Origin of the sequence: Streptomyces sp. NPDC056835, assembly GCF_042789485.1 — a bacterium.
Classification (GTDB): domain Bacteria; phylum Actinomycetota; class Actinomycetes; order Streptomycetales; family Streptomycetaceae; genus Streptomyces.
This window is the reverse complement of record NZ_JBHUBB010000027.1, coordinates 111,719-130,441: the sequence shown is the minus strand read 5'-3', so window position 1 is coordinate 130,441 and position 18,723 is coordinate 111,719. Positions and strand designations below refer to the sequence as shown.

At 69.7% G+C, this 18,723-nt stretch carries 17 protein-coding genes and 2 pseudogenes; 8 read left to right on the top strand and 11 right to left on the bottom strand.

The genetic code is table 11. The annotated features are described in order from the left end of the window. Window positions 1-134 precede the first annotated feature (134 nt). The 6 genes from ACFRMN_RS27850 to ACFRMN_RS27825 form a co-directional block, all read right to left on the bottom strand. Window positions 135-416 (bottom strand): HPr family phosphocarrier protein, encoded by a 282-nt coding sequence (locus tag ACFRMN_RS27850; RefSeq protein WP_383024157.1) that lies wholly within the window; start codon window positions 414-416, stop codon window positions 135-137. Between the two features lie 138 nt (window positions 417-554). Further along, window positions 555-1,301: a tyrosine-type recombinase/integrase gene (locus ACFRMN_RS27845; protein WP_383024155.1), complete on the bottom strand. Its 747-nt coding sequence runs from the start codon at window positions 1,299-1,301 to the stop codon at window positions 555-557. A 168-nt stretch (window positions 1,302-1,469) separates the two neighbouring features. Beyond that, a complete protein-coding gene (locus ACFRMN_RS27840) occupies window positions 1,470-2,375 on the bottom strand; it encodes a hypothetical protein (protein WP_383024152.1) in 906 nt (301 codons plus the stop codon). 57 nt (window positions 2,376-2,432) lie between these two features. After that, window positions 2,433-3,323 carry a fumarylacetoacetate hydrolase family protein gene (locus tag ACFRMN_RS27835; protein ID WP_383024150.1) on the bottom strand — a complete coding sequence of 297 codons (891 nt, stop codon included), beginning with the start codon at window positions 3,321-3,323 and terminating at the stop codon, window positions 2,433-2,435. After that, window positions 3,320-4,099, bottom strand: a complete 780-nt coding sequence (locus ACFRMN_RS27830; RefSeq protein WP_365750011.1) for an SDR family NAD(P)-dependent oxidoreductase — start codon at window positions 4,097-4,099, stop codon at window positions 3,320-3,322. The genes ACFRMN_RS27835 and ACFRMN_RS27830 overlap by 4 nt, the downstream gene beginning before the upstream one ends. Next, window positions 4,096-5,205 (bottom strand): epoxide hydrolase family protein, encoded by a 1,110-nt coding sequence (locus tag ACFRMN_RS27825; RefSeq protein WP_383024146.1) that lies wholly within the window; start codon window positions 5,203-5,205, stop codon window positions 4,096-4,098. Before ACFRMN_RS27825 ends, ACFRMN_RS27830 begins: the two co-directional genes overlap by 4 nt. Window positions 5,206-5,299: 94 nt before the next feature. Between ACFRMN_RS27825 and ACFRMN_RS27820 the strand changes: the two genes are divergently transcribed. Then, window positions 5,300-6,226, top strand: coding sequence for a LysR family transcriptional regulator (locus ACFRMN_RS27820; RefSeq protein WP_383024144.1), 927 nt, complete (start codon window positions 5,300-5,302; stop codon window positions 6,224-6,226). 216 nt (window positions 6,227-6,442) lie between these two features. On the opposite strand, the gene ACFRMN_RS27815 is transcribed toward ACFRMN_RS27820, so the two are convergent. Further along, the gene (locus ACFRMN_RS27815; RefSeq protein WP_383024141.1) at window positions 6,443-6,625 is read right to left on the bottom strand and encodes a hypothetical protein; all 183 of its coding nucleotides are present in this window, start codon (window positions 6,623-6,625) and stop codon (window positions 6,443-6,445) included. Between the two features lie 529 nt (window positions 6,626-7,154). On the opposite strand from ACFRMN_RS27815, the gene ACFRMN_RS27810 reads away from it, so the two are divergent. The 3 genes and pseudogenes from ACFRMN_RS27810 (at window position 7,155) to ACFRMN_RS27800 (ending at window position 9,634) form a co-directional block, all read left to right on the top strand. Beyond that, window positions 7,155-7,334 (top strand): hypothetical protein, encoded by a 180-nt coding sequence (locus tag ACFRMN_RS27810; RefSeq protein WP_383024139.1) that lies wholly within the window; start codon window positions 7,155-7,157, stop codon window positions 7,332-7,334. A gap of 484 nt (window positions 7,335-7,818) precedes the next feature. Then, a pseudogene (locus tag ACFRMN_RS27805) lies at window positions 7,819-8,781 on the top strand (tyrosine-type recombinase/integrase); the annotation flags it as partial. A 550-nt stretch (window positions 8,782-9,331) separates the two neighbouring features. Then, on the top strand, window positions 9,332-9,634 hold the full coding sequence (locus ACFRMN_RS27800; RefSeq protein ID WP_383024136.1) for a hypothetical protein: 303 nt from the start codon (window positions 9,332-9,334) through the stop codon (window positions 9,632-9,634). A gap of 288 nt (window positions 9,635-9,922) precedes the next feature. Here the strand turns inward: ACFRMN_RS27800 and ACFRMN_RS27795 are convergent. The 3 genes and pseudogenes from ACFRMN_RS27795 to ACFRMN_RS27785 form a co-directional block, all read right to left on the bottom strand. Then, window positions 9,923-11,180 (bottom strand): annotated as a pseudogene (locus ACFRMN_RS27795) (MFS transporter). After that, entirely contained in the window at window positions 11,171-11,827 is a 657-nt protein-coding gene (locus tag ACFRMN_RS27790; RefSeq protein ID WP_383024133.1) for a MarR family winged helix-turn-helix transcriptional regulator, read from the bottom strand. Before ACFRMN_RS27790 ends, ACFRMN_RS27795 begins: the two are co-directional and overlap by 10 nt. Beyond that, window positions 11,802-12,209 carry a hypothetical protein gene (locus ACFRMN_RS27785; RefSeq protein WP_383024130.1) on the bottom strand — a complete coding sequence of 136 codons (408 nt, stop codon included), beginning with the start codon at window positions 12,207-12,209 and terminating at the stop codon, window positions 11,802-11,804. The genes ACFRMN_RS27790 and ACFRMN_RS27785 overlap by 26 nt, the downstream gene beginning before the upstream one ends. Before the next feature lie 137 nt (window positions 12,210-12,346). Here ACFRMN_RS27785 and ACFRMN_RS27780 point away from each other — a divergent pair, with 137 nt between their 5' ends. The 4 genes from ACFRMN_RS27780 to ACFRMN_RS27765 all read left to right on the top strand — a co-directional run bounded on the left by ACFRMN_RS27780 (window position 12,347) and on the right by ACFRMN_RS27765 (window position 17,792). Continuing rightward, the gene (locus ACFRMN_RS27780; RefSeq protein ID WP_383024127.1) at window positions 12,347-15,202 is read left to right on the top strand and encodes a GNAT family N-acetyltransferase; all 2,856 of its coding nucleotides are present in this window, start codon (window positions 12,347-12,349) and stop codon (window positions 15,200-15,202) included. 79 nt (window positions 15,203-15,281) lie between these two features. Further along, window positions 15,282-15,878, top strand: coding sequence for a DUF5998 family protein (locus tag ACFRMN_RS27775; RefSeq protein ID WP_383024125.1), 597 nt, complete (start codon window positions 15,282-15,284; stop codon window positions 15,876-15,878). Next, window positions 15,878-17,074 (top strand): alkaline phosphatase family protein, encoded by a 1,197-nt coding sequence (locus tag ACFRMN_RS27770; RefSeq protein WP_383024122.1) that lies wholly within the window; start codon window positions 15,878-15,880, stop codon window positions 17,072-17,074. The genes ACFRMN_RS27775 and ACFRMN_RS27770 overlap by 1 nt, the downstream gene beginning before the upstream one ends. Before the next feature lie 67 nt (window positions 17,075-17,141). Then, window positions 17,142-17,792 carry a thymidine kinase gene (locus tag ACFRMN_RS27765; RefSeq protein ID WP_383024119.1) on the top strand — a complete coding sequence of 217 codons (651 nt, stop codon included), beginning with the start codon at window positions 17,142-17,144 and terminating at the stop codon, window positions 17,790-17,792. A gap of 60 nt (window positions 17,793-17,852) precedes the next feature. Here ACFRMN_RS27765 and ACFRMN_RS27760 read toward each other — a convergent pair whose 3' ends face one another. Further along, the gene (locus tag ACFRMN_RS27760) at window positions 17,853-18,368 is read right to left on the bottom strand and encodes an MmpS family transport accessory protein (RefSeq protein WP_383024117.1); all 516 of its coding nucleotides are present in this window, start codon (window positions 18,366-18,368) and stop codon (window positions 17,853-17,855) included. Window positions 18,369-18,723 lie beyond the last annotated feature (355 nt).

Here is an 18,723-nt window from a genome sequence, read left to right as displayed (position 1 = left end):
CCCCTTAAAAAAATTAATTACACACGCGCCCGCCCCTTTTTGCGCCCCCCCCAGGAAAACCCGCGCCGCGGCCCCTTAATTTCCCCCCCCCGCGGCTCCGTCGTGGAAATACGCTCAGACGTCCTGGGAAGTGGTCAGACCGTCTCGGGCAGCTCGTCGAGCCCTTCGGCGACCAGCTTCGCCAGCCGGTCCAGAGCGATGTCGGCGCCCTCCGCCTCGGAAGCGAGCACGACCTCCTCGCCGCCCTGCGCGCCCAGGCCGAGCACCGCGAGCATCGACGCGGCGTTGACGGGGTTGCCGTCGGCCTTCGCGATCGTCACCGGGACGCCGGTGGCCGTGGCGGCGCGGACGAAGATGGAGGCGGGACGGGCGTGCAGGCCCTCGGCCCAGCCGACATTGACGCGGCGCTCAGCCATGGTGTTGCCCTTCAAGTCTCAAAAACGATGTCTAGACCAGCGTCTCATGGGCCGCGCGGTGCACCCGTTCCAGGGGTGTGACCGAGATACGCGCCAAAGGGGCAACGGAATGATCTTGAAGCCCTGATCCGCTCGGAGCTACGTGCGGCGACGTGCAGCGGGGTCGCGTTCGGCGACGTGCCGAGCGACCGAGTCGACGCCGGGCCGTGCGTATCGCTCCAGAGAGCGGACCGAGGCGTGGCGGGAGCGGGCCAGCAGCATCGGGGTGGAGGTGCCGTCTTCCGCGCCGTGCGTGAGGGCACTGTGCCGTAGCCGGTGCAGGGTCCAGCCGTCCAGGTCCTCGATGTCGTCGGGTGAGGCGAGGGGGTTGGCCAGCAGCCGGGTGTTCTCCTCGAAGATCTCCTCAGCGCGGCGGTAGGAGAGCCGGGCCCGGCCGGTCTCCGGGCACACGTCGAGCGTCGGTGTTCCGGCCGGCGCCTTGCGGTCGGTGAGGAACAGCGGGCCGCGGGTGCGGCGGGCGATGAGGCGGGGCAGGAGCTGGGCGGTGCCGGACTGCCAGTGAATCCACTCGGTCGCCCCGCCCTTGGCGGTGATCTTCCCCCGCTTGTCCTGCGGGTACAGGTCTTCCACGTTCAGGCACAGCACCTCGTCGGCCCGTGCGGCAGACTCGTAGAGCATCTTCCACTGCGTCTTCTCCCGCAGCGCGACGTCGAGGCGCCACAGGGCAGCGATCTGATTCTCCGCGAGAGCCCTGGTGCGGTCAGGCGGTGCCGGCCGCCGCTCGATGCCGATCGTCGGGTCGCCTTCTATCCAGCCCTGGCGCTGCCACCAGCCGATCGCCTTGCGCGCGATGGACAACTCCCGGTTGACGGTGTCGGCGTCCATCTCGTCCTTACTGCGGCACCGCGCTGACGAGCCGTCAGGCGCACCGGAAGTCCGATAAGCGGAATCACTGCTGCCGATGATCGCCGTGCCCTCGGCCCTCGCGCCCGGTTCAGCCCTCGGCGTCACCCTGCTACTTGTCCGTTCGTCGCGGTTACACGAGAACGGGGCCTACCTGGCGGCCTCCGGATCGGCGGACTGCGTGTCTCCCCTCTCCACGCGGAAGGGGTATGTCCTGGCTGCGGTGAACGCGTCGTGGATCGGCATGATGAGCGAGGTGAGGCGACGGATGTTGGCGTCGCCGATCGGCGTCCACAGCGCCGCGCAGTGCTCGTCGGTCTCGACCTCGATCTGCTCGCGCGCCGCGATGCCGGCATCGGTAGCGGTGCCGTCGGCGTTGAGCCAGCCGCGAGCAACGAGGCGTGTTGTTGCCGCAGCCACCTCCTCGTCGTCCCACAGCCGGGTGGCACGCGCGATCGCTTCCGGGAAGTGACCTGTCGCGGTTTGCAGAACGTTGCAGTCACACGGCCCGAGGTCGTTGGCGGCGAGCACGGTGACATGCGCGTCGCCGCGCCACTCGCGCAGCACCGTGATCTGCTGCCATAGCGCGACGAGCGGATCGGCTGGGAGGGGGACCGAGGCGTTGGCGGCAGCCATCGTCTTCCCGGCGTAGTCGGCGCTCGCGACGACCGGGGCGATCAGCGATCGTGCCTCGGCGATCTGATCGGCGGTGAGGCTCACGTCGACGCGCTGCAACGCACGATCGACGGCTGCGAAGCGAGCGGCCTGCCACTCCTCTGGCGTCGCTGTGTCCCACACGCCTGCCATGACCTGCACCGACCGCGGGCTGAAGTTGTAGAAGGCCGCGAGTGTGACCTGCCATGGGACTGCGCCCATCGGGGCTGACCGGAACGCGAAGTACGCCGGTGCGTACTCGGTTACGCCCAGCTTGGCGGCCTCTTCCGGTGCCTCGGGGATGAAGTAGACGAACAGGTGGGTCGCGTTGATGGTGAGGCTGACCTCGCGGACGGCGTTCAGATCCATGTCAGCGCGAGCGAAGGTGCTGGCGAGACGCATCTCGGTGGTCTCCCGACAAGTGGAAGGGGCAAGATCGTTTTTGGTGCATCCGGTACGTCAGGACGGCTCTGGCGCGGTGATCCGTGCGGAGATCGCGCCGAGTTCCTGCACTTCGATCCGGACCGTGTCTCCCGGTGCCAGGTAGCGGCGGCGGCCGGACAACTCCTGGATGCAGCCGGTGCCCACGGGGCCGCTGGCGAGGATGTCACCGGCTCGCAGCGAGGTGCCGCGCGACGCGTGCGCCAGCATCTCGCCGAACGACCAGTGGATCTCGTCCCAGCTGCCGCCGCCGTAATGCTCATCGTTGACGTACCCGTCCATCCGCAGGGCATAGCCTTTGCCCGAGCGGTAGGGCTCCAGTTCGTCGGGGGTGACGAGGAACGGGCCGAGGCTGGTCGAGGCGTCCTTGCTCTTGGACGGGCCGTACACGAACCCCATCTCGCTCGCGGAGAAATCGCGTGCGCTCCAGTCGCAGTAGACCAGGTAGCCGGCTATGTGATTCTCCGCGGTGGCGGCGTCAAGGTTCGAGCAGTCCCCGGCGATCACCGCGGCGACCTCGACCTCGTAGTCCCACAACTGAGCGCCCGGGGCGATGGGGACCTCGTCGTGCGGTCCCTTGATCGCCGCCGGGTTGGAGAAGTAGAAGAGCGGATACTCGTACCAGACCGGGCTGACCCTGCCGTCGCCAACGGCTGCCTTACCCGCGTTACTGATGTGACGTTCGAACGCGGCGAAGTCCCGGACCGCCGGGGGCACCGGTATCGGCGGCAGCAGGTCGGCCGTAGCCAACTCGACGATCTCAGACGGTTCTCTGGTTGCCGCGGCCTCCAGCCCGCCTTCGGCGCGCAGTAGCTTCAACAGGCCCAAGCCCACGGCGTGGATCCTGTTGTCGTGCACCACGCCGCAGCGCGTGGAGCCGTCGGCGGAGTGGTAGCTGACCCACTTCATCGGGCAAGCACCTCCCGGGTGTAGTCGTAGAGCCGCCGCGCGTCGGCGAGGGAGGATGCCTGAGGGTCCAGGGGGACGGCGCTTCCCTCGCTCACGGCGACGGGGTGGCCCGGGGCGCCGGAATCCAGGAACGGCAGGATCTCCTTGACGGCGGTCTCCACGGATTTACCGGTCGCGCGAAGACAACCGATCTGCGCGGCCTCGGCCTCGTCGTAATCGCCGGCGAAGCTCGTGGCGACGGTGCCGGGGAAGGTGTTCACGTACCGGATGGCGGGGTGACGGCCGACGAAGTCGACCGCGAGCGCAGCGTTGAGGATCCCGGCCTGGATCATCGCGGTGAGGCCGTGATACTGCGTCCGCTGCTGAAGGTCGTCCCAACGTGGGGGCCCGAAACGCCCGGCGCCGCCGAAGTTGAGCACGACCGGATCCGCGGCGCGGCCGAGTAGGCCGGCCAGGCCGTGGCTGAGCAGGAAACGGCTGAGGTAGGTCAGCGCGAAGTTGGACTCCAGGCCGTCGGCGGTCTCCCTACGCCTGGAGCGCTGGAACCGGGCACCCAGGACAAGGACGTCGATCGTGTCGAGCTCGGCGGAGAGCCGGTTGATCAGCCGCCTGTTCTCGTCGATGAGCTCCAGGTCGGCCCGGATGAACCAGGCGCCGGGCTCGGCCTTGGCCTTGTCCGTCCCGACGACCACGACCTGGTCCCCACGCTCGAGGTAGATACGGGCGAGGCCGCGCCCGATGCCGTCCGTGCCCCCGGTGATCACGACCGTCTTCATGCGGCCACCGTCCGCGCGAACTTGACGATCTCCTCGACGAACAGCTCAGGCTGCTCCAGGGCGGCGAAGTGGCCGCCCGCGGGGATGTCGTCGTTGAAGTAGCGCAGGTCGTGATAGGCGCGCTCGGACCAGATGCGCGGGGTACGCGTCAGTTCGTCCGGGAAGACGCTGACCCCAACGGGAAGGTCCAGCTCGGTCAGAGCGAGCGGCTGCCGGGCGTACTCCCAGTACAGGCGGGCGGAGGAAGCAGCGGTGCCGGTGAACCAGTACAGGGAGATGTGGTCGAGGATCTCGTCGGGGGTGAGGGCGTCGGGCCGGGCCCAGTCGAGGAACTTCTCGTAGATCCAGGCGGCCTGCCCGGCCGGGGAGTCGGTCAGGGCGTAGCCGATGGTCTGCGGCCGGGTGCGCTGCACGACGTGGTATCCGGAATGGACGGCGAAGAAGCGGCTGCCCTGTTCGAGTGCGGCCTTCTCCTCAGGGGTCGGGGCGTCGCCGACCGGTGGTGCGGCGAGGAACTCAGGGAAGTTGACGTGGATCGCACGCAGGCCCGTCAGGCGCTGCGCCCCCATGCGGGTCGCGACGACACCGCCCCAGTCGCCGCCCTGGGCCAGGTAGGAGTCATAACCGAGGCGCCTCATGAGCACGCCGTACGCGCGGGCGATCCGGTCCGGGCCCCAGCCTGTCGAGGCGGGTTGGTCGGAGAAGCCGTAGCCGGGCATCGAGGGGACGACGAGGTGGAAGCCGTGCTCGGTGAGCGGGCCGACGGTCTTGAGGAACTCCAGGAACGAGCCCGGCCATCCGTGCAGCAGCAACAGGGGGGTGGCGTCGGGGCGGGGTGAGCGTACGTGCATGAAGTGGAGGCCGAGACCGTCGATGGTCGTGCGGAACTGGCCCAGCTCGTTGAGCCGCCGCTCCAGATCGCGCCAGTCGTACCCGGTGGCCCAGTACTCCAGCAGCCCCTCAAGGCGCTCCCGCTGCACCCCCTGGCTGCTGTCCGGCGCTGTCTCCCGGCCAGCAAGGCGTACCCGGTGGAGCCGGTCCTTCAGATCCTCCAGGGCACTGTCCGGAATGTCGATACGAAACGGTGTCACGCTGTCCGATGTCATGGTCACCACGGTGCGGCCGCGACGAGCGCGCAGTCCAATGATTGTTCCGACACATGTAATACAGGCTGCGTATAAGGCCAGCTAGAGTGGGGTGGTGTCCGAACGCTTCCCCGCACCCGTGGACCTCGACCTCCGGCTGGTGCAGTGCTTCACGGTGGTCGCCGAGTACCAGCACTTCGGCCGTGCCGCCGAAGCGCTGCACACCACCCAGCCGTCGCTGAGCCGGCAGATCCGCCGCCTCGAACAGCAAGTGGGCGTCCGCCTGCTCGACCGCACCACGCGCGGCACCCGGCTCAGCGAGGCCGGCGAGGTTTTCCTGCCCCGGGCCCAGGGGGTGCTGCGCGCCGCGGTCGAGGCGATGGCCCGCACCCGGGCCGCGGCCCGGCCCAGCAGCATCACCATCGGCTACACCAAGGGGCTGGTCATCACTCCGGCCGTGCGCGCCCTGCTCGACCGCAATCCCGATGCCGAGGTCCACACCCGCCTGCTCGCCTGGAACGACTCGCGCGGCGCGCTGCTGGAGCACCGCGTCGACGCGGTGGTGACGCGCCTGCCGTTCCCCACCGACCAGCTGCGCGTCACCGTCCTCTACGACGAACCGCGCGTACTGGTCGTGCCCCGGGACCACCGTCTGGCCGGCAAGGAGTCGGTCACCCTCGGCGACATCGCCGACGAGCCGATCCCCCACGTACGCCAGTCCGCCCCGTTGCTGAACGCCTACTGGCGGCTCGATCCCCGGCCCGACGGGCGGCCCGCGCCCGACGGCCCCCTGGTCGAAGCCCTTGAGGACAAACACGAACTCATCGCCGCCGGGCAGGCCGTGGCCATCGGGTCGCCCCTCGACCACGCGACCGGCCTGCATCCCAGCCTCACCACCGTCCCGTTGCGTGGGGTCGAACCGAGCCAGGTCGTACTCGCCACGCGCACCGGCGACCGCAGCCGTCTGGTCACCGCTTTCCGCAAGCATGCCGAAGCTCTGCTTACCGGAACCCACCGTGCAGGACCGATCCGCACGACATGATCAGCGGCAGCTCCGCCCGCATACGCAAGCGATCATGGCCCGTGCCTGGTCTGCCGCCACAGCGTCCCGGCGAGATCGGGGATCTCCTCCGGGGACGTCCTGCGCACCGCTGAACTGGACGACGCCGAGCGGGCCGCGCTCGATCAGGGCATAGACAGTACGGCGCGGTCAGGGCTGCACCTCGCGCGTCAGCACCACACCCGGTGTGCACCGCGCTCACCGCGCCCGATGCCAGCCTTTCGACAGCACCCCGGCCATCCTGATACAGCGCAAGACCCGCCGCGAGTACGACCGGTCGGCGGACATCTCGTGCACGCGCTTGGCCAGGATCTCCGCGTCCTGGGTGTCGGCCGCGAACTGGCCGAGCACGGATCCGTCCGGGCAGGAGATGGGCAGCACCGCGGCGGCGGGGCCCGGCCCGACGCCGTTGGAGACCTCGTTGAGGGCGTGCAGGGCACACGCGAGTGCAGGCCCCGCGGCCGGAGAGCCGTCCTGCGCGCAGGCGGCGCTGATTCAGCGTCCGTGCTGCTCAGCGGGTATGGCGGGACTCTGTTGCTGTCTGGTCGGCCGTGCTGGCCGGGTTCCGGGGATGACGGAAGGTAATCCCATCCAGGACGGGGCCGAGGGGGCTTCACCCGTACGTGCTGCACGTCCTGGACAGTGCCTCAGTGACTCCAGATAACGAAGCCGAGCCGGGTCGGGCCGGACTTGTTCGCGACTAGGTCCCAGTCGCTACCCACCGGCGTCCAGCACGCCACCACGTCCTCTGGCGACCACTCCCGGCGCATGAACGCTCCCTCCCCTCCGCCGACTACTCGTTCGGCCTAACGAACCGGACGGACATGAAGCATCGGGAGGGCAGAAGAGAGCGGCAGCTACTTTGCACCGGGGGTCAGAGATAGGAGACCGGGGCCTCGTCATCCTGATCGTGGCCATGCTGATCATCTGGGGCGCCTGCTACGCCACTGGCCAGGTCGTCACCCACGACCAGGACCTCACCGGCGCCACCGCCAAGACCGTCCTGGGCGGCTCCCATCTGGCGGGTCTCGCCCTGGCCTTCGGCCTCATGGTCGCCGTCCGGCGCTACATCGCTCCCACCCGCGCCTGATGGGATCTATCGGGTCGTGAGTAAGACTCGGTAGGTGGCCGCCAGTAGGTGAGCACTATCCCCGCCGGAGCCGTTCGAGCTCTGGTGTCAGACCGTGCCCCTGCTGGTCCGGCCGGGAGGCCATGACTGCTGATGGGATGGCGTGCCCGCCGAGCTGTTCGGGCGTGAGCACGGATCCATCAGGGCGCGAGCTGTGTCTTCCGCAGGCCGCACGCACGAGTTCGTCGAGAGGTTGGAGAAGCGGGTGCTGTTCGTCGGCGACGACTGGGCTGAAGACGGGGGTTGAGGAACATCGGAACGAAAACCGGCGCTGAGCCTTGATCGGCCCTGGTGGGCGGCTGACGGATCGTCGGCGGCCGGACCCGTCTGAAGTCTTCCCGCAGATAACGCCCTATTATCCGCGGCATCGCTGATCACGACCTGCGGCGACGTTCTCGGGGCCGTGCGTGAAGCGGCCCCGTTATCTGTGGCAAAGGGGGAAACGGTGCCCGCCGTCGTACGACTGCCCCTCGGGAAGGCGTTGACCGTCCGCGCGGCGGCCGACGTGTTCCTCGACTCGCTCGACAACGCGAACACGCTCCGGTCGTACGGAATCGGCGTCGGCAAGACCGCCGAACACCTTGGCGAGGCCCGCCCGCTCGCGACCGTCGCGGACGACGAGATCGGCGGCGCCCTCGAACAGCTGTGGGGCGAGGCCGCGGTCAACACGTGGAACGCCCGCCGGGCGGCGGTGCTGTCCTGGCTGGGCTGGTGTGCCGAGCGCGGGTACGACGGCCCGGCGGTCCCGGCCTGGGTGAAGCGGATGCCCCCGCCGGACTCGGAGACCCCGGCCCGCTCGAAGATGGCCGTCGACCGGCTGATCGCCCGCCGTGACGTCCACCTCCGGGAGAAGACGCTGTGGCGGATGCTCTACGAAACCGTCGCGCGGGCGGAGGAGATCCTCGGCGTCAACATCGAGGAGCTGGACCTTGCCGCCCGCCGGGCCCCGCTGAAGGCCAAGGGCGCGAAGCCGCGCACCCGGCGCCGCGGTGCCCCGCGCGAGGACTACGTCCTGGAGCCCGTGTACTGGGACGCCGGCACCGCCCGCCTGCTGCCCCGGCTGATCAAGGGCCGCACGCGCGGGCCGGTGTTCGTCACCCACCGCAAGCCGGGTCCCGGCAAGGTCCTCGCGCCACGTGACGTGTGCCCGGACACCGGGCTGGTCCGGCTGTCGTAAGGCCAGGCCCGTGCTCTGCTCGACGCCCACACCGCAGTCGGCGAGGCGCCGGGCACGGGCCGGGACCTTCACGAGTACCGGCATTCGGGCCTCACGCACCTCGGCGAAGCCGGGGCCAGCCTGCCGATGCTGATGGCGAAGTCCCGGCACAAGAAGCCGGAGAACGTACGGCGCTACTTCCACCCCTCGGCGGAGGCGATCGCCGAGGTCACCTTCTTGGTGCGGGACGGAAGAGTCATCGAGGAGGTGGAAGGTTCTGGCAGTGGGTCGGTACAGAGCCGCGTGGTGCGCCCTATTCTCCAGATGGACCTTCCATTTATCGATGGCGTGCCGATGGCTACCGCTAGCCGCATCACGGTCGAGGAATTTGGCTCCTACCGCGCGGTCAAAAGATTCTTCCAGCAAAGCCTTACAGATCTCGATGGAGCCGTTCAAAGTGACCACATGGAGCACGAACTGCGCAAGATCGGGAATCAGCTGGAAGGCGAGATCAGGCGCATCCAGTCGCAAATGAATGTTGCCCGCAGAAAGCGTGCGATCTCGGTCACTGGCGCAGTCATCGGAACTGTCGGAGCCGTGCTTGTCGCAGTCTATGGGCCAGCGATGACGGCGGCGCTTCCTCTCTTCGGTGCGGCCGGGGCCGGTGGGGTTTGGGAAATCATCCATAATGCCGCAGAGAACAGCCCGAGGACACTACGCGACGACCAGTGGTATTACATGTGGCTCATGGCGAAGAAGAGCAACTCGTACACCGTCTGAGAGGGCAGTGCCCCATCCGGGCTTGCGACATCCGGAAGCCCTCGACCACGAACTCCCCGAATTCACCGTGCTCGCGGCCATGTCCGGCATGGAGCGCGGGTACATCCTCGACCGCACTCTCGAAGGCCACGAGAGCGCACGGAAGCGCGGCAAGACCATCGGCGGCGCCGGGGTGACCGACGACGACATGCTGTCCATGGCCCTCCATTCGCGCGACCAGGAGATGAGCTTGCGCGACATCGCCAGGCGTCCTCGCCATCACCAGCGGCGCGAAGAGGGGTGGCCAACACCCCTCGCCCGCCACCGTCATGCGGATGCTGCGTGAACACGACGAACAGGCCGCCATAGCGGCGGGGTGTGATCATCTGGCCTAGTTTGCGGCTTATGTCTGAGCTAGGACTCCAGGGCCGTGACGCCGTCTACGACCGCCCCGCCTGCCGTCAGTGACCCGTCGCAGTGAAGGTTGAGCGATCCTCAACGAAGGTTGAGTGATGTGGTGGCTGGAGCGACGTCGGGCTGGGGCGTCTGCGCTGCGTCTTCCGAACGCAGCTCTGGCGGACGGGGCGGGAGGGGCCTCGGGCCGCTCCCGCCGTCGGTTCTCCAGGGCCGAGTCCTACTGACTGGATGGTGCTGCCTGGCGAGGCGCCATCGCCGAGAACCAGCGCAGGCCCGGTGTGATCGTTCCGACCAGTGCGACGGCGCCGATGCAGAGCAATCCGCCGCTGACCAGGGCTGTCATGCCGGAGGTGGCGCCCGCGACGAGACCGCCGCGCATGTTGCCGATGTCCGGACCGGCTTGTCCGACGATCTGTTCGGCGGCGCTGACACGGCCAAGGAGCTCGTTCGGGGTGTGCATCTGGACGATGGTGCTCCGGGAGACCACCGAAACGGTGTCGGCAGCGCCGGCCAGGGCCAAGAAGGCCAGACCCGCCCACGGGTTGGGCGACAGTCCGAATAAAGCGAGTGCCGCGCCCCATGTGGCTGATCCGCCGAGCATCACCAGGCCGGGGCGGGACAGACGGGTGAAGGTCCCGGAGAAGAGGGAAGCGGCGACGCCGCCGACTGCGATGGCCGTGAGGAACAGCCCGAGAGTGCGTGGGTTGTTGCCGAACCGCTCCGCGTTGATCAGGGGGAACAGGCTGATCGGCATCGACAGCACGGTGGTGGCCAGGTCTGTGAGGAGTGCTCCGCGGATGACGGGAGTGCGGACCAGGAAGGCGAGGCCATCCAGTGCGCCCCGCAAGCCGGGCCGGGCGGGCTCGTCCCCCGGGCTCATCCGGGGCAAGCCCAGCGCACCGAAGATCGCCGCAGCGAAGGTGAGCGCGTCGATCAGGTAGCAGCCGGCGACGCCCAGCCCGCCCACCGTCAGGCCGCCCAGCGCGGGTCCGATCAGCATGGCGCCCTGGAAAGCGATCCGGTTCAGTGCCAGCCCGGCCGCAAGTTGCTCCTTGGGCAGAAGGCGCGGGATGAAGGTGCGTGACGCCGGGCCGCTGCCGGCGACGAAACAGGATTGAACCGCGACCAGCAGCAGTACCCCCGCGGCCGGGAAGTTCCCGAGGAAGCCCTGGAGAGCGAGAACCAGCGAACAGACGGCTTGGCCGCTGGTCGTGATCAAGTAGAACTTCCGCCGGTCCACGCGGTCGACGACCGAGCCGGCGAAGAGTCCGAGGACGACGAGTGGAATGGCTTGGGCCAGGCCAACGGCGCCTGTCCAGGCGGTGCTGTCCGTCATTTTTCCAGACCTGGAACATCACAGCGACGAGCGTCATCTGGCCGCCGAGCCCAGAGAGAGCCCCGCTGATCCACAGCCGTCGGAACGGTGGTGACGTCCGTAGCGGGGTCACGTCGAGCAGTGCGTGCCTCACTTCCATGCGGGGTCCTCCGCCAGCTTCTCGGCGATCCGGTCGTGGAAGCTCTTGCGCTCCAGGGCCTGCTCAATGTCGGTGACGACCCGGGTAAGCGGGTAGGGGATCTCGGCCTCGATATCGGCGATGGCGGCTTCGGTCGCCTGCCACTCCGCAGCCAGGCGGCCTACGATGCTGCGGGCGTTGTCCGTGAGCGTCACTTTTTTGCTGCGCGCATCATCGCCCGGGACGGTCTGAACCCAGCCAGCCGTGCGCATCGCGGCTACTTTCTGGCTGAGTGCAGAGTGGGTTCGGCCGACTGACTCGGCCAGTTCGGTGATGGTCATCGGCCCGCAGGCGTGCAGCCGGAGCAGTTCCATCACGAAGTTCGTCTTGAGCCCGTCGATACGCCCCTCGGAGTAGATCCGGGCGATGTCCGCGTCCATCGACGCCTGGAGAAGCCGTAGCGGCCGCCAGTGGCTCTGCTGGGTGGGATCGGGTGCATGTTCCTCGGTCACGCCTAGCATCTTAACAGTACTTATATAAGTACTGTTGCGTGTTGGTGGTGGCTCCGTGACCGCGCCGAACCCGCCGGCCTGCATCACCTGGGCCTTCACCAGGGCAAGGACCGCCGGGGAGACGCTGCCCTCAAGCCGCGTCGCGACCTCGTCCACCGGCGCCTCCTCGTCCAGGCCCCTGAAGGGCCTGGCGGACTTCGGCGGTCATGGCCGCGGCCTTCTCCAACGCCTCCTGGGCCGGGCCGCCCTCGTCGATGTGCTTGAGCACGGTGCGGTAGTTCCCGATCAGGGACTCGACGATCTCCCGCTCGGCGAGCCGGATCTCCTCCAGCTCCGCCTTGGCCTTCTTGATCTTCGTCGCCACGCGCTTGCGGAACATCGTCGCCAGGTCGTCGCGCACCCGCATCCTGGCCTTGTGCGTCAGGGCCGCGACCAGTGCGATGCGTTTGACGGGGACGAAGTCCCGCAGCTCCGAGGCGTCCGCCGCGTCCGCCTCCCCGGCGAAGTCGGTGATCTTCCCCGCGGCGACTCCGTCCATCCACACGTCGGCATCCCGTTGCCCCTTTGGCGCGTATCTCGGTCACACCCGTGCCACCCCCGGTCGGTCCTCCGCCCCGACCCCGGACCTGTCCCGGGACCCGGGCCGTGGAGCCGCCCGCGCCGTAGGCTTTGCCCATGGAGACGCCGTCGGACCACGCGTACCCCGACCACTGGGAAGCGGACGTGGTGCTGCGCGACGGAGGCACCGCGCGGATCAGGCCCATCACCACCGCCGACGCGGAGAGGCTGGTCAGCTTCTACGAACAGGTCTCCGACGAGTCGAAGTACTACCGGTTCTTCGCCCCCTACCCGCGCCTCTCCGACCGGGACGTGCACCGCTTCACCCACCACGACTACGTGGACCGGGTGGGGCTCGCCGTGACGGTGGGCGGCGAGTTCGTCGCCACCGTACGGTACGACCGCATCGACGAGCGGGGGCTCCCGGCGACCGCGCCCGCCGACGAGGCCGAGGTCGCCTTCCTCGTCCAGGACGCGCACCAGGGGCGCGGTGTCGCCTCAGCCCTGCTTGAGCACATCGCGGCGGTCGCCCGCGAGCGGGGCATCCGGCGCTTCGCCGCGGAGGTGCTGCCCGCCAACAACAAGATGATCAAGGTGTTCCGGGACGCCGGATACACCCAGAAGCGCAGCTTCGAGGACGGCTCCGTCCGTCTCACCCTGGACCTCGAACCCACCGCCGAATCCCTCGCCGTGCAGCGTGGCCGCGAGCAGCGCGCCGAGGCGCGCTCGGTGCAGCGCCTGCTCACACCGGGCTCGGTCGCCGTCGTCGGCACCGGACGCGTACCCGGCGGTGTCGGCCGCACCGTCCTGCGCAATCTGCTCGAAGCGGGCTTCACCGGACGCGCGTACGCGGTGAACCACGCCTTCGCCGAGGACCTGCGCGAGGTCGACGGCGTCCCCGCCTTCCGGTCCGTCGCGGCGATCGGTGACCCTGTCGACCTCGCGGTACTCGCCGTACCGGCGGGGCGGGTGCCGGAAGCGGTCGCGGACTGCGGACGGCACGGCGTCCGGGGCCTGGTGGTCCTCTCCGCCGGTTACGCGGAGAGCGGCGCCGAGGGCCTGGAGCGCCAGCGCGAACTGGTGCGGCAGGCTCGCTCGTACGGGATGCGCGTCATCGGCCCCAACGCGTTCGGGATCATCAACACGGCCGAGACCGTCAGGCTGAACGCCTCGCTCGCGCCCGAGCCGCCCGAGCGGGGCCGTATCGGACTGTTCACCCAGTCGGGAGCCATCGGCATCGCCCTGCTCTCCGGGCTCCACCGGCGTGGCGCGGGCCTGTCGTCCTTCGTCTCCGCGGGCAACCGCGCGGACGTCTCCGGCAACGACATCCTCCAGTACTGGTACGAGGACCCGGACACCGATGTCGCCCTCCTCTACCTCGAATCGATCGGCAACCCGCGGAAGTTCACCCGGCTCGCCCGGCGCACGGCGGCGCTGAAGCCGGTCGTGGTCGTCAAGGGCGCGCGCCACAGCGGCAGCGCGCCGCCCGGCCACGCGGTCCCGGTCACGCGTATCCCGGACGCGACGGTCTCGGCGCTGCTGCGGCAGGCCGGGGTGATCCGGGTCGACACGGTCACCGAACTGGTCGACGCGGGCCTCCTGCTCGCCTCCCAGCCGCTGCCGGCCGGCCCGCGCGTGGCGATCCTCGGCAACTCCGAGTCCCTTGGTCTGCTCACCTACGACGCCTGTCTGACGGAGGGCCTGCGTCCCTCGCCGCCGCGCGACCTCACCACCGCCGCGACCCCGGAGGACTTCCGCGCCGCCCTCACGACGGCCCTGTCCGACCCGGTCTTCGACGCGGTCGTGGTGACCGCGATCCCGCACGTGGGGGAGACCGGCACGTCGGACCCCGCCAACGGCGGCGCCCTGGGCACCACGCTGCGTGAGGCCGTGGCGAGCGCCCCGGGCAAGCCGGTCGTGGTGGTCCACGTGGAGATCGGCGGCCTGGCGGACGCGCTGGCGGCGGTGGAGGGCAGCGCGCGGGGCCCGGCCGCGCCCACTCCCGGGACCACGCCCCCGCCCCCGCGACCGGCCGGTGAAGCCGCCGCCCCCGCCGCACCACCCGCCCCCGCTGTACCACCCGCCCCCGCCTCCTCCGGCCGGATCCCCGCCTACCCCGCCGCGGAACGCGCCGTCCGCGCGCTCGCCGAGGCCGTCCGGTACGCGCAGTGGCGACGGCAGAGCGCGGAGCCCGGCAAGGTGCCCGAATCCCTCGACGACACCATCGACCAGAACGCGGCCGCCGCGCTCATCGAGCGGCTGCTCGGTGACACCCCGGACCGCCACGGCGTCCCCCTCGGCGCCGCCGACACGCGGGAACTGCTCGGGCTGTACGGCATCCCCGTACGCCCCACCCTCCCCGCGCCCGGCCCCGACGACGCCGTCGCCGCGGCGAACAGGCTCGGCTACCCCGTCGCGCTGAAGACCACGGCACCCCATCTGCGCCACCGCTCCGACCTCGGGGGCGTACGACTCGACCTCGCCGACGAGGCACAACTGCGCCTCGCCCACCGCGAGCTGACCGAATCCCTCGGCGGCCCCGCCGAGCTGCGGCCCGTCGTCCAGGCCATGGCCCCGCGCGGCGTGGACACCGTCGTACGGGCCGCCATCGACGCCGCCGCCGGGGCCGTGCTCTCCTTCGGGCTCGCCGGAGCTCCCTCCGAACTCCTCGGCGATCTCGCCCACCGGCTCGTACCGGCCACCGACCGCGATGTCGCCGAGCAGATCAGATCCATCCGCTCGGCGCCCCTCCTGTTCGGCTGGCGCGGCTCCACACCGGTCGACACCCCCGCCCTGGAGGAGCTGCTTCTGAGGGTGTCCCGGCTGGTCGACGACCACCCCGAGATCGTCTCCGTCACCCTGGAGCCGGTGGTCGTCGCCACGCGGGGACTCACCGTCCTCGGCGCGAACGTCCGTCTCGCACCGCCGCCCGCCCGCGACGACCTCGGCCCGCGCCGGCTTCCCAGCTACTGATCGAAACCTGGGGCTCCGGCCGGATGACGCCCGTACGGGGCGTCTCCGGCAGCCATCCGGCCACCGTAGGATGGAGCCCATGGCGAAGACCGGTACGACGACCCAGGGGCTGCGCACGGCGATCGAGCGCAGCGGCTACTACCCGGCTCTCGTGGCCGAGGCGGTGGAGGCCGCCGTCGGTGGCGAGCCGATCGCGTCGTACGTGGTGCATCAGGAGACCACCTTCGACGCCAATGAGGTACGCCGGCATGTCACCGTCCTCGTCCTGACGGCCCACCGCTTCATCGTGAGCCACACCGACGAGCAGACCGCCGACTCCAGCTCCCCGACCCCGTACGCCACCACCTCCACCGAGTCGGTCAAGCTCGACCGCATCTCGTCGGTCGTGGTCAGCCGCGTCGTCGCCAACCCGGAGTCGTACACCCCCGGCACCCCGCCGCGTGAAGTCGTCCTCACCATCGGCTGGGGCGCCGTCTCCCGGATCGATCTGGAGCCCGCCGCCTGCGGCGACCCCAACTGCGAGGCGGACCACGGCTACACCGGCAGCTCCACCGCCGACGATCTGAGCCTGCGTGTCAGCGAGGCCGGTGACGGCCCGGACACCGTCCGCCAGACGCTCGCGTTCGCCCAGGCACTCTCCGAAGCCACCGCCGCCGGCACGGCGCCCGGCCGCTGATGGCCGCCGAAGCCCTCTGGCAGGACCCCGTCCCGCTCGCCCTCGACTCCGCCCCGCTGCCCGAGTACGGCAGTGGCTCGCTCGCCGATCTGCTGCCGACGCTCGCGGCCGGCCAGGGCGTACCGAACCTGACCGCGGCCATCCCTGAACTGACCCCCGCCGACCGGAACTGCGTCTTTCTGATCGATGGCCTCGGCTGGGAACAGATCACGGCACATCCGGACGAAGCGCCCTATCTGACCTCGCTGCTCGGCAGCTCGCGCGGCAACACGGGACGCCCCCTCACCGCGGGCTTCCCGGCCACCACCGCGACCTCTCTCGCCTCCGTCGGTACGGGTCTGCCGCCCGCCGCCCACGGCCTGCCCGGCTACACGGTCCGCGACCCCGCGACCGGCGCGCTGATGAACCAGCTCCGTTGGAAGCCCTGGACCGCGCCGCACGTCTGGCAGCCGTACCCCACCGTCTTCCAGCTCGCCGACGCCGCGGGCGTCCACACCGCCCAGGTCTCGTCGCCGACCTTCGCCCACACCCCGCTCACCAAGATCGCGCTCAGCGGCGGGACCTTCCTCGGCCGGCTCTCCGGCGAGGAGCGAATGGATCTGGCCGCCGACCAACTCGGCGCGGCGGACCGGTCGCTGGTCTACACGTACTACAGCGAGGTCGACGGCAAGGGGCATCGCTTCGGCGTCGACTCCGACGCCTGGCGCGGTCAGCTGATGTATGTCGACCGGCTCGTCCAGCGCCTCGCCGACCAACTGCCGCCCCGGGCCGCCCTCTACGTGACCGCCGACCACGGCATGATCGACATCCCCTTCGACGAGGAGTCGCGCATCGACTTCGACGAGGACTGGGAGCTGCGCGCCGGAGTCGCGCTGCTCGGCGGCGAGGGCCGGGCCCGCCATGTCTACGCCGTACCGGGCGCCGAGACCGATGTGCTCACCGTCTGGCGCGAAGTGCTCGGCGAGCGTTTCTGGGTGGCGAGCCGGGACGAGGCGATCGCGGCGGGCTGGTTCGGACCGCCCGGCGCGATGGACGAGCGGGTGTACGGCCGGATCGGCGATGTCGTCGCGGCGGCCCACGACGATGTGGTGATCACCGCCTCCGTTCAGGAGCCGCACGAGTCGGCGATGGTCGGGATGCATGGTTCGATGACCCCCGTCGAGCAGCTTGTCCCGCTCCTCGAAGTACGCTCTTAGCGCCTGACGGACCGCTCGTCGCGGTTTCCGGGCCCTCCTCCTGTCACCGAAAGGCCGTCACCCCCTCATGCCAGAGCTGGTGTTCTTCTCCGGAACGATGGACTGCGGAAAGAGCACCCTCGCTCTTCAGATCGAGCACAACCGTTCCGCGCGCGGGCTCCAGGGCATGATCTTCACCCGCGACGACCGCGCGGGCGAGGGCAAGCTCTCCTCCCGGCTCGGTCTGGTGACCGACGCCGTCGAGGCCGCCGAGGGCTTCGACTTCTACGCCTATCTGGTGGACCGGCTCTCCAAGGGCGGCCGGTGTGACTATGTCATCGCCGATGAGGCCCAGTTCCTCGCCCCCGAGCAGGTCGACCAGCTCGCGCGGGTGGTGGACGATCTGGAACTGGACGTCTTCGCCTTCGGTATCACGACCGACTTCCGCTCCAAGCTCTTCCCCGGATCGCAGCGGCTGGTGGAGCTGGCCGACCGGGTCGAGGTCCTTCAGGTGGAAGCGCTCTGCTGGTGCGGCGCGCGGGCGACGCACAACGCGCGGACGGTCGGCGGCGCCATGGTGGTCGAGGGAGCGCAGGTCGTCGTCGGGGATGTCCACCAGAACGGGAACGAGGTCGGGTACGAGGTGCTGTGCCGGCGCCATCACCGCCGCCGGATGACGAGCGGTTCTGTCCGCGCCGGCGCGCTCTCGCCGGACGTCCTGCCAGTGGCCTCTGGCTGAGGTTGTCGGCCGAATAGGCCGTTGGTTCACCGTGCGGTGGTCCGCAGAGCCCGTGCGGGGTCACTGGGCTCCTTCAGGGACTGCGGACGCTTCGGGGGTGGGGAGTTCGCCGCCGCACGTGGTCCGGCCGAAGGCGCCGGTGGCGGTGGCGCGTTGGACGTGCTTGCCACGTACGGCCAGGGTGCAGCTGGCCGTGCCGCCCTTCTCGCCGAGGGTGACGTTGACGATCGGGGAAGCGCCGAGCGGAACGCTCACGGTCTTCCTCCACGGCAGGCGGGCGCCGGTGACGACGTCCGCCTTGTCGGCGCCGGCCCCGCGGTAGGAGATGTCGGCCGCGCCCTCGCCGAGCACCTCGTAGGTCACCTCGGCGGTGGACGTGGTCGGCCGCTTGTCCGCCGGGTCGTCATCGGAGTCGAGGACTCCGTAGGTGACGAACGCGCCGCATGCGAGCAGCACGGCCGCGGCGACGGCGATGCCGCCCCGGTGGACGCGGCGGTCGTCAGGGGTCTGGGAATCCCCTGTGGCGTCCGGGGTTTCGGACTTACCCGGTCCTGCCGGCTCTTCGGTCGTCGGCATGGCCGCACTTTCTGTCGATGTGAATTCCGCCTGGGTTATACACCATCGGATTCAACGAATGCCAGGCAGCGGAAAAGTCCGGCAAGGCGACCCCAATCGCCATGATCCGATAAATGAAATGCCCTAAATGTGCGAACGGTTGACGAAGCGTCAACTCGCATGGTCAGAATCCCCTCCGCCACGATCGGCTCACCTTTGACGAGGCCACTTCTCCGTATGCGGGTGGTGGCCTGGTTCGGCATGCCTTGAGGTGCTCCGGTCGAGGTCAGGTCCACCGTGACCGGCGACGGAGTGCCCGCGCAGGCACGGCGATGCGCCTCTTTCGCCTGGGTGCGGGATGGGTGCCAATGAAGGG